The following is a 275-nucleotide window of genomic DNA, read 5'->3' on the forward strand; positions in this document are numbered from 1 at the left end:
CACACCTTGCGGCGCCAGAACCTAAATCTGGTGCGTCTACCAATTCCGCCACGTCCGCGTTCTGCTAGTTGTTAATTAAAACAAAGAGTAGAAATTTTTGTATTTTAATCGACGATTGGTGAATCAATTAAAAGTTGTATGGTGGCTACTACGGGATTTGAACCTGTGACCCCATCATTATGAGTGATGTGCTCTAACCAGCTGAGCTAAGTAGCCAATGAGTGTTTTTAATAAAACAATCAAAAATATGGTGCGGACGGAGAGACTTGAACTCT

1 tRNA gene is annotated in these 275 nt (G+C 41.5%); it reads right to left on the reverse strand.

Features of this window, described 5'->3' with window-relative positions:
* Positions 1 to 139: 139 nt before the first annotated feature.
* Positions 140 to 216 (reverse strand) — tRNA-Met (locus tag PVK71_RS20435).
* Between the last annotated feature and the right edge of the window lie 59 nt (positions 217 to 275).

The organism is Aliivibrio sp. S4MY1 (assembly GCF_028765545.1).
In the GTDB taxonomy this organism is placed as follows: domain Bacteria; phylum Pseudomonadota; class Gammaproteobacteria; order Enterobacterales; family Vibrionaceae; genus Aliivibrio.